This is a genomic window from Proteus sp. fly-1013 (assembly GCF_040140245.1).
Classification (GTDB): domain Bacteria; phylum Pseudomonadota; class Gammaproteobacteria; order Enterobacterales; family Enterobacteriaceae; genus Proteus; species Proteus mirabilis_B.
The window spans coordinates 21785-31591 of sequence record NZ_JBEEWD010000009.1 but is presented as its reverse complement, the minus strand read 5'-3'; the positions used below and the strand labels follow the sequence as shown (position 1 = coordinate 31591).

The following is a 9807-nucleotide window of genomic DNA, read 5'->3' as shown; positions in this document are numbered from 1 at the left end:
GACGACAAACTGTTTTAAGCTTTATTGTAGATTTAGTTTATAACAATATTAAGCCTTTACCATAGTAAAGCGTTTACAAATATAAAAATTGGAGTCTACCTTGCAACATAAAGCTTACCAACCAGAGAATGCCTTAAGGGGTACTTCGACACCATTAGAAATATCTGCTAATCATGCTGTAAATGGGCATTCTATTAACGATATTCCAGCCAATATGAACATTGCTTATTTTGCAATGGGCTGTTTTTGGGGTGTTGAACGTCTATTTTGGCAACAACAGGGCGTTTACTCAACAAGTGCGGGCTATAGCGGTGGTGTAACAGAAAATCCAACTTACCAACAAGTTTGCCAAGGTTTAACAGGTCATAGTGAAGTGGTGAGAGTTGTTTTTGATCCCTCAGTAATTAGCTATTCACAACTTTTGGCTCTTTTTTGGGAAAATCACAATCCATCACAAGGTATGCGCCAAGGTAATGATATTGGCAGCCAATATCGTTCTGCCATTTACACTGTTAATGAAGAGCAATATGCTCAAGCTATTGAGTCAAAAAAACGTTATCAACAAGCAATGAATACTCAAGGCACTACTGATGCAATCACCACTGAAATTCAGCCTGTGGGCCCTTTCTATTTTGCTGAAGATTACCACCAGCAATATTTACATAAAAACCCACAAGGTTATTGTGGATTAGGTGGAATAGGCATCTGCTATCCCCCTGAAAAGTAAAACTAGCAGAAAATAGCAGGGCGATGATATAATTACGCCCTCTTATCTATCTTTGTGAATAAATTCATCACAATATATTGATTTATCTTCTATTTTTAACACTCTAGTATTACCCTTTGGATTAAATACTTGGGGTGGTGTGAGCCTTATATGCTTAATAGTTTACTCATTGTGCTTTTGCTTTGTGCTATCAGCGCCTTTTTTTCGCTGTCTGAAATCTCTCTTGCTGCTTCTCGTCGAATTAAACTCAAACAACTTGTTGATGAGGGCAATATTAACGCCGCGCGTGTATTAAAAATGCAAGAAATGCCAGGCATGTTTTTTACCGTTGTGCAAATTGGATTAAATGCCGTCGCTATCCTAGCAGGTATTGTTGGCGAATCTGCTTTCTCCCCTTCGTTAAAAAGCTTTTACCTACAATTTTTTGAAGAGCCATTAGCGCAACAGCTTGGATCTATTTGTTCCTTTATTATTGTCACATCCATGTTTATTTTATTGGCTGACTTAACGCCAAAACGCATTGGTATGATAAAACCAGAAGCTATCGCATTAAGAATTGTGAACCCAATGCGTTTCTGCCTTGCCTTTTTCCGCCCTCTGGTTTGGTTATTTAATGGCATGGCAGATCTCATCTTCAAATTATTTAAAATCCCAATGGTAAGAAATGAAGATATTACTTCTGATGATATTTTTGCCATTGTAGAAGCTGGTGCTGTTGCTGGGGTTTTACGTAAACAAGAGCATGAGCTGATAGAAAATGTTTTTGAATTAGAGTCACGTACCGTACCGTCGGCAATGACACCTCGAGAAGATGTGGTCTATTTTGATCGTGAAGAAACTGAAGGCGATATCAAAGAAAAAATTGCCACTCAACCTCACTCTAAGTTCCTCGTTTGTGAAGGTGATATCGACCATATTATTGGTTATGTTGATTCTAAAGAGCTGCTTAATCGCGTTATTAACGGGCAAAGCTTAAATCTCAATGATGGTGTTCATATCCGTAAGGCTCTGATTATTCCTGATACATTAACGCTTTCAGATATGTTGGAAAGCTTTAAAACGTCCGGTGAAGACTTTGCTATTATCCTTAATGAATACGCGATGGTGATGGGTGTTATTACACTAAATGATGTGATGACAACCTTAATGGGCGATTTAATTGGACCGGGGCAAGAAGAGCAAATTGTGAGTCGTGATGAGCACTCATGGTTAGTTGAAGGCGGTACGCCAATTGATGATGTAATGCGTGTACTTGATATCGACGATTTCCCAGATTCAAGTAACTATGAAACCATCGCAGGTTTTATGATGTATCGCTTACGTAAAATTCCAAAACGCACTGATTATGTGAAGTTTTCAGGATACAAATTTGAAGTTGTCGATATTGATAATTACAAAATAGATCAATTACTTGTGACAAAGGTTGATGATATTCCACCTGTGAAGCCGATTTTACAAGAACATGTTCCTGTTATACAGACAACAACAGAAGTCGATATCAAGACAGATGAAAATAAAACGGTAAGCTAACAAGTAACAAGCCGAAATTAATAACTGAGTCTTATCGAAGATATTCATGAGAAAGACTCAGTTATCTATCAGATAAAAGTTAGCCCATTTCTGCTTTCAGTAAAATGACCTGCTGGTTCACTTCACTCATGACATTAAAATGTAGCTTATCTCTTATTTTAGGTAATAAAATTTTACCGTAATCGAATTCAAATGCACCCATTCCTTTGATGTAAAACCGTCCACGAAATAATGTCTTAACGTAGAGAGCAATTTTTTCAGGGTTATAGCGATTGAAGATTTTCATCTTTCAGTTAGTCTCCCATGCTCGTTGTTGAGTTTAATAAGTCATAAAGACTTATCTTTATATATCAAATTTAAAGACCTAATTATAAGTACTAGGTTCAACTTATTTGATTTTCTTATCTGTTTTTACATTTATTGACAGTAAAGAATATAAATAAAGATAGCGTGTGCGTTATTTTACCCACTCAATGTTAAATAAATGTATCAGCGATGAGGTATTATTCTCCACTAGCTTCTATGCTTAGATAGAATCTAACGTCGATTTCAATAATAGGATCATGGCTATGCACAAAATAACCTTAGCTGCGCTTTTACTCAGCACATCCACATGGGCATTTGCACATAACATCACTGAAAATACAGTACTTCCCGCTGTCACAGTCAATGACAAAGGTGAGCTACTTTATGACACAACCAAAGATAAGTTTAGCTACCAAAATTGGAATAGTGGTCTGCTTAGTGGAAAAGTACGTACTGTTCAGCATATAGCAGGACGTAGCAAAGCTAAGGAGATGAATGCACCGTTTATCGATGCCGTAAAACTGGCTAAATTCCCACATAACAGTTATCAGACTACAACAATTATTAATACTGATGATGCTGTGTTTGGTACAGGCCCATTTGTTCGCGGCAGTGTTGAAGACAGTAAAAAAGAGTTTCCTTGGTCACAGTTTATTGTTGATGCTGATGGTGTAGCATTAAAAGGCTGGGGATTAGAAAAAGAGAGTTCAGCTATTGTTATTTTAGATAAACAAGGCAAAGTCCGTTTCGTCAAAGAAGGTGTATTAAGTGGTGCAGAAATCACAACTGCAATCAATCTTATCAACGATTTAATTAAAGAATAATTTCTGTGTCAGAGCCCTTATTAAATAAAGGGCTCCGATTTCATAAAGTGTCACTAAAAGATAGAAACTCTAAATCCTGGATTTATCAGCGACTCTTTTGGGGAATAATCTAGCGTTACCCCTTTCCAATCTGTGACGTGTGCGCCCGCAGCAATCGCAACAGCATGACCTGCCGCGGTATCCCAAGTATGTGTAGGTCCAAAGCGAGGATAAAGCTGTGCTTTACCTTCAGCAACTAAACAAAACTTCAAAGATGAACCAACAGCAACGGTTTGATGTGCGCCAAGTTGTGAGAGGTATTCTTTTAATTCATCATCTTGATGAGAACGGCTAATCACAATTACTGGCGGCTCTGCACGACTTGCATGGATAGGTAATCGCTGTCCACACACTTCTTTCCATGCCTGTTTATTTGCCGCTGCATATAACACATTTTGAACCGGGGCATAGACAACCCCCAAAACAGGAATACCCTTTTCAATTAAGGCAATATTTACCGTAAACTCACCATTCTTACTGATAAATTCTTTAGTTCCATCTAGAGGGTCAATCAGCCAATAACGATCCCAATGACGACGTACTTCCCATTCAGGGGGATCTTCTTCAGATAATTGAGGTATATCTGGAGCAATAGAAGCAAGTCCTTGTTTGATAACTTGGTGAGCGGCCAAATCAGCTTCTGTGACAGGTGAATTATCACTTTTTTCCTGTACTTGGATAGGCTCTGATTGCTGATAGATTTGCATTATCGCCATACCTGCTTGGCGAGCTAATTTGCTGACTTGTTCTAACATAATGCACCTCTCTTATTTCTATAAGCAGATAACTTCTCTTATAAAAATTAATTACCCTACTGTCTCTTTATTTTAGTTCAGAGACAAAAATAGCCGGCAAAAACCGGCTATTTTTTACTCTGATTTACCGCAGAATAAGAAATTATAAAATTTCTAATAATTCTACTTCAAATACTAATGTAGCGAATGGAGGAATAGCCGCACCTGCTCCACGTTCGCCATAAGCTAATTGGTAAGGAATATATAATTCCCATTTTGAACCTACTGGCATTAATGTTAATGCTTCAATCCAGCCTGCGATAACGCCATTTACTGGGAATTCAGCAGGTTGACCACGTTGAACTGAGCTATCAAACACAGTGCCATCAATTAAACGACCAGTGTAGTGAACACGAACATGATCAGTACGCGCTGGAATTGCACCTTCACCCGCAGTCAGTACTTTGTACTGTAAGCCTGATTCTGTAACTTGAACGCCTTCATTTTTCACATTTTCTTCTAAGAAAATTTTACCAGCATCAGCTAACTCTGCTTGGCGTTCTTGACGAACAGCTTCAGCACGCTCGTGCATAGTACGTAAGGCATTGTGTAATGTTTCAACAGGTACAGAAGGTGCATTACCTTCTAATGCATCGGTCAGGCCAGCTAACAGTGCTGCGGGCTCTAATCCTTGAAGACCTGATTCAGTCAGTTGTTGACCGACTTGCAGACCAATACCGTAACTTGCCTGTGATTCGATAGAATCAAATGATGGTTTTGACATGAAAAATACCTGTTTTTTATGAAAGTTAGATCCAAGAATAACAGTGGTAAGGTACAGCGTAAACCTTCTGTCTTGAGTAATGGGAATTATTCATTAAAAACAGGAGTAATTGACGCTATTCATCGTGTTTTTGACGTTTTTTTATTGGTATTTGTCATACTTATTTTCACAACATCGCAACACAGGCATATAATTATAAACAGGCACAAAACTGCCTAGCCTTATAAATATCAATATATATGTGTTCAGAGAGGTATTAAGTGAAGATAACGACAAATCCCTATTTCCGCGAACAAGGCTATATTGATGGTCTTTGGTGTAATGCTAAAAATAACGAAACTGTTGATGTTGTCGATCCTGCAACGGGTACTTTACTGGGTACAGTCCCCAATATGGCAACACAAGAAGCAATAATGGCTGTTGATGCAGCACAAAAAGCCTTACCAAAATGGCGTGCACTCACAGCACATCAGCGTGGAGCATTATTGCAAAATTGGTTTAGATTAATTACTGAAAATAAAAGAAAACTTGCTGAGTTAATGACATTTGAGCAAGGTAAACCCGTTGCTGAAGCTGAAGGTGAAATTACTTATGCAGCTTCTTTTATTGAGTGGTTTGCAGAGCAAGGTAAGAGAACCAACGGTGAAATTATTCCCTCCCCTTCTGCTGATAAACGCTTAATGGTGATCAAACAAGGTATTGGTGTCTGTGCTGCTATTACACCTTGGAACTTCCCGGCTGCTATGATCACCCGCAAAGCGGCTCCTGCATTAGCAGCGGGTTGTACTATGGTAATTAAACCTGCCAATGAAACACCTTATACTGCACTGGCTTTAGCAGAATTAGCGGCTCAAGCAGGCATTCCCGCTGGTGTTATTAATATTGTAACCGGAGATGCCATTAAAATTGGCGAAGTCTTTACCTCTGATAACCGTGTTCGCAAATTAAGTTTCACTGGCTCTACGGGTGTTGGACGTTTATTAATGCGCCAGTGTTCAGATAGTGTAAAAAAAGTCTCTTTGGAATTAGGTGGCAATGCACCATTTATCGTGTTTAACGATGCCGATATTGATAAAGCGGTTGAAGGTGCTATGGGAGCAAAATTCCGTAATGCAGGACAAACCTGTGTTTGTGCTAACCGTTTTTATATTCATAAAGATGTTTATCAACAATTTAGCGAACGCTTTGTTGCCGCCGTTAAAAAACTCAAAGTGGGGAATGGTTTTGAAGAAGGTGTCACTATTGGGCCTCTCATTAACCGTAAAGCTGTTGAAAAATCACAATCATTGCTTGCTGATACATTAAAACGCGGTGCAACACTGCTTTGTGGCGGAGATAATGACAAAGCGGGTGAGAACTTCTTCCAACCTACCGTTGTTGGCAATGTTCCTGCTGATAGCCATATCCTTGAAGAAGAAATATTTGGCCCTGTTGCACCTTTAGTTATTTTTGAAAATGAAGATGAAGTGGTGCATTTAGCTAATAATACCATTTATGGCTTAGCCGCTTATTTTTATAGTGAAAATCCACAACGTATTTGGCGTGTTGCTGAAAATTTAGAATACGGCATGGTGGGTATTAACACCGGTTTAATTTCCAATGAAGTTGCACCATTTGGTGGTATTAAACAATCAGGTTTAGGTCGTGAGGGCTCTGAACACGGTATTGAAGATTATATGGAGATGAAATATCTCTGCCAAGGATTATAAATAACCTTTAACCCAACTTATAAAAGTAAGTCAGCATGGATGCTACTGCTTTTTCCCTTACTATTTTCTCCTATTATCAAAAAATATTAAAAATTATATTTTTAACATAAAGATATAAAATTAGATTTATATATCCCCTCAGTTTATTTATTACTTATATAAAAAATATAAAAATAACTTCTTTTATAGTGAAGGATACTATCCACTTAAAAGAAATAATAAAAACAATCAAAATAGAATTTTACATAATAAAAAATAAAAGCACACTTGTTGTTAAGCTAACTTTTAATTAATTAATCTAACAGCAGATATATTTAATTGCATAAAATCATAAATTTTATTAATCTAATTTAAATTTATAAAAAAAGGATCTTTTTATATGGGCTATATATACGATACCACCGTTATTGATTGGGACAGAGAAGAACAATACAACAATAAGAAAAGAATTGAGCGGATCCTTAATGATACCGAAGATGATGAAAATGTTGCGGCACTGATCACCCTTGAAGAAGCTGATTATGTTCTAAAAAACTTATCCACCCCAACACCTTACAAATCATCGAAAGATACTTTATTTAGTATTGGTGATATCGCTTCATCATATTCTGGAAATATCTATGAATCATATAGAGTCGAAAGAATTGTTAATGAGTTTAGAAATATCAATATCACAGCGACTGAGTATGTAGGTAAAAATGGAAATGTTTATATAAGAATTTCAGGTCATGCAGGCGTTAGAGCTTATTTAAATGCAACTCGATACCTAGCAAATAATCCTCGTATTATATATATGGGAGTAGGAACCCAAGGAATGAATTCCGTTTCAGCAGGAGGTGTACGTTTTGCAATTGTATTTTCAGCAGCTTATAGAATTGTAGAACTCATATTTAGAGATGAATATGATCTCACTAATTTTTTCGTAAATATCACTATGGATATGGCAAAATTGGCTATTAGTATGCAAATGACAACTTTACTAACTGGTAGTATCGTAACAGCGGCATTAACGGCAGGAACAAGTGTTATAGTCGTTGCTTTAGGTGTATTTGTTGTGGGGTTAGTGATAGCAGTTGCCCTATATAAATTAGATGATGAATTTAAGATCAGTGAAACCATAATTAAAAATCTAAAATCTTATCGAGAAAATAAACCTGAAACACCTTATCACCCTGATCAATTTTTCACACAATGGGGAAGACTTAGCCGTGGATAAAATAAAAAAAATAGAGATAAAACCGGTTAATTTAATACTATCTTCTATCTGTATCTTACTTCTATCAATTTTTGGATTTTATTACTCAATAATTTATTACATAGATTACTTCTTAATGAAAGACAAAATAATATTCTCGTTTCAAACTGGATTACTCTGCTTTGGAGTTCCTTTAACTTTTTATTTTTCCTATTATGGTTTTCTTTGTGCATATAAGAAAAATATACAAAAAATGAATAATAAAATAGCTGGTTACCTCGCAATTATGGCAATAGCAGGTATTATTTTCAGTTTCTTTTTTTCATTTTATGTCAGATATGATTTAGTCTCTAAGGGGTATTATATTTGTTATAAACAATCAATTTTTGCACCAAGTGAATATGTTATATCAAAAGATATGTGTAAATAGCACATATCTTTTAATAATGTACCAAAGCTTATTTAATCATATCACTGTTAATACTATAACTTGATGTATTAGCAACCAAATGAACCCTGGATATTGAGGTGTATTTCATTTGAATACGTTGATATGGCATTGATTCATTATCATTTATTGAATCAGGAAAAATATCAGAAACCTCAATTAGAGAAACTTCAGTCAATTTAATTTCATAATATTTTTCAAGTTGCCCATGTTGGCTTGTTCTATAAAAAGTGAATATTGCTTCTAAGACTTCGTTATTATCTAAAGCTGTTGAAAGTAATGGTGATGATTTATCTATAGGCTTAGTAAATATAACTGGTTGATAAGACGCATTTTGTGCACGAACAGAACTATTATTTAAACTAATAACTTGAATTTCATCCTCATGATTAAGTTGGTAACGGTTTCCTATCGAATCAAGAGATGAACAACCTACAGAAATTAACCCTTGGACTTTTCCTTTTAAAGTTAGATAAATAGGATATGCCATAAAAATTCCTTTTAAAAAAATTAATCAATAATTAATTACATATATTAGATAATAAAAATGAAGAAACTTAATTTGATATAATTTATTTTATCACCAAATAAGCATAAGTATAGTTACTAATCAAATGGCTTTCACATGAATTATTTTATTGTTCTTTTTATATCAAATAATTAATTAAAAAAAATCTAGCACTCCTTTGCTAAAGATTTTTATTACTTTATTTTCTATTTATTCCACTTAAATCAGTGATAAAGCATTTCGTGAACAATATCATCTGCTTTCATCGAATAAGGGTAATATGTTGGCCAATTACTTAATTCTTTAAGTAATTCATCTTGCGATGTATTGCCCATATATAAATGGAAGTGCCCTGCTTTCTCTGGTGCAATAATGTGGTCGCTAAATTGAATAAATTTGGGCGCTTGGCTTTTGGCATCATCACAGCGGAAAAGATAACGTACCCCTTTTTTACCCGACTCATAATACAGAATACGATAACCATCATAGTGATATTCACAGCTATCGACTTTCTCTCCACGGTGGAACTCAATGATATTGTTTTCAATACCAATCATATCCACATCAGTTTTATAGCCTTGTGTATAGTAAGCTCGGTACTCTTCAACCGTTTTATCTTTTTTTGTTTCCGCTTTCTTTTGCAACACCTCATCTAATTCACCGCTGAGAAGATAAGGCTCTACAGATTGCCATACACCATCCCAATCACTGAGTTGGCGATCAAGAACATCCTTACCTTCAAAAATTCCATTAGCGGCATCTCGTTGAGCTTGTGTTTGTACTTTTTCATGATGGTGCCCATGTGCTAAAACTGACATTGCACTACCCAATAGCCCCATAATTAAAACACAAGAAAGGACTGGTTTTTGCATAATCTTACCCCTGAACGGCTTTAAAACGTGGATTTGACTTACAAATTACATAAAGACGACCACGGCGACGCACCACTTTGCAATCTGGATGGCGTTGTTTAGCGCTTTTCAACGAACTTAATACCTGCATT

12 protein-coding genes are annotated in these 9807 nt (G+C 36.0%); 6 read left to right on the top strand and 6 right to left on the bottom strand.

The genetic code is table 11. The features are described 5' to 3' along the window. The first annotated feature begins 100 nt into the window (after window positions 1-100). Window positions 101-727 (top strand): peptide-methionine (S)-S-oxide reductase MsrA, encoded by a 627-nt coding sequence (gene msrA, locus ABN236_RS16100; protein WP_193775136.1) that lies wholly within the window; start codon window positions 101-103, stop codon window positions 725-727. Between the two features lie 150 nt (window positions 728-877). Beyond that, window positions 878-2257 carry a polyamine export protein PaeA gene (gene paeA, locus ABN236_RS16095; protein ID WP_102949425.1) on the top strand — a complete coding sequence of 460 codons (1380 nt, stop codon included), beginning with the start codon at window positions 878-880 and terminating at the stop codon, window positions 2255-2257. 79 nt (window positions 2258-2336) lie between these two features. Here the strand turns inward: paeA and ABN236_RS16090 are convergent, their stop codons facing one another. After that, entirely contained in the window at window positions 2337-2543 is a 207-nt protein-coding gene (locus ABN236_RS16090) for a DUF1107 domain-containing protein (RefSeq protein ID WP_069369866.1), read from the bottom strand. Window positions 2544-2826: 283 nt separating this feature from the next. Between ABN236_RS16090 and ABN236_RS16085 the strand changes: the two genes are divergently transcribed. Continuing rightward, window positions 2827-3387: a YtfJ family protein gene (locus tag ABN236_RS16085; RefSeq protein ID WP_349474406.1), complete on the top strand. Its 561-nt coding sequence runs from the start codon at window positions 2827-2829 to the stop codon at window positions 3385-3387. 53 nt (window positions 3388-3440) lie between these two features. Here ABN236_RS16085 and cysQ read toward each other — a convergent pair whose 3' ends face one another. Next, window positions 3441-4181 (bottom strand): 3'(2'),5'-bisphosphate nucleotidase CysQ, encoded by a 741-nt coding sequence (gene cysQ / locus ABN236_RS16080; RefSeq protein ID WP_088493993.1) that lies wholly within the window; start codon window positions 4179-4181, stop codon window positions 3441-3443. Window positions 4182-4323: 142 nt separating this feature from the next. Beyond that, window positions 4324-4944 carry a BamJ family beta-barrel-assembly machinery protein gene (gene bamJ / locus ABN236_RS16075; protein WP_036939421.1) on the bottom strand — a complete coding sequence of 207 codons (621 nt, stop codon included), beginning with the start codon at window positions 4942-4944 and terminating at the stop codon, window positions 4324-4326. 260 nt (window positions 4945-5204) lie between these two features. Here bamJ and ABN236_RS16070 point away from each other — a divergent pair, with 260 nt between their 5' ends. From ABN236_RS16070 to ABN236_RS16060, 3 genes are all read left to right on the top strand, one after another. After that, entirely contained in the window at window positions 5205-6653 is a 1449-nt protein-coding gene (locus ABN236_RS16070; protein WP_088493994.1) for an NAD-dependent succinate-semialdehyde dehydrogenase, read from the top strand. Between the two features lie 379 nt (window positions 6654-7032). Further along, window positions 7033-7869: a hypothetical protein gene (locus ABN236_RS16065; protein ID WP_194951648.1), complete on the top strand. Its 837-nt coding sequence runs from the start codon at window positions 7033-7035 to the stop codon at window positions 7867-7869. A 115-nt stretch (window positions 7870-7984) separates the two neighbouring features. Then, complete coding sequence (locus tag ABN236_RS16060) at window positions 7985-8278, top strand: DUF1240 domain-containing protein (RefSeq protein WP_165126421.1); 294 nt, start codon at window positions 7985-7987, stop codon at window positions 8276-8278. A 28-nt stretch (window positions 8279-8306) separates the two neighbouring features. On the opposite strand, the gene ABN236_RS16055 is transcribed toward ABN236_RS16060, so the two are convergent. From ABN236_RS16055 to ykgO, 3 genes are all read right to left on the bottom strand, one after another. After that, window positions 8307-8786 carry an Hcp family type VI secretion system effector gene (locus ABN236_RS16055; RefSeq protein WP_088493997.1) on the bottom strand — a complete coding sequence of 160 codons (480 nt, stop codon included), beginning with the start codon at window positions 8784-8786 and terminating at the stop codon, window positions 8307-8309. A gap of 242 nt (window positions 8787-9028) precedes the next feature. Then, window positions 9029-9676: a metal-binding protein ZinT gene (gene zinT / locus ABN236_RS16050; protein WP_088493998.1), complete on the bottom strand. Its 648-nt coding sequence runs from the start codon at window positions 9674-9676 to the stop codon at window positions 9029-9031. 4 nt (window positions 9677-9680) lie between these two features. Then, window positions 9681-9806: a type B 50S ribosomal protein L36 gene (ykgO, locus tag ABN236_RS16045; protein WP_006535739.1), complete on the bottom strand. Its 126-nt coding sequence runs from the start codon at window positions 9804-9806 to the stop codon at window positions 9681-9683. Window position 9807: the final 1 nt, after the last annotated feature.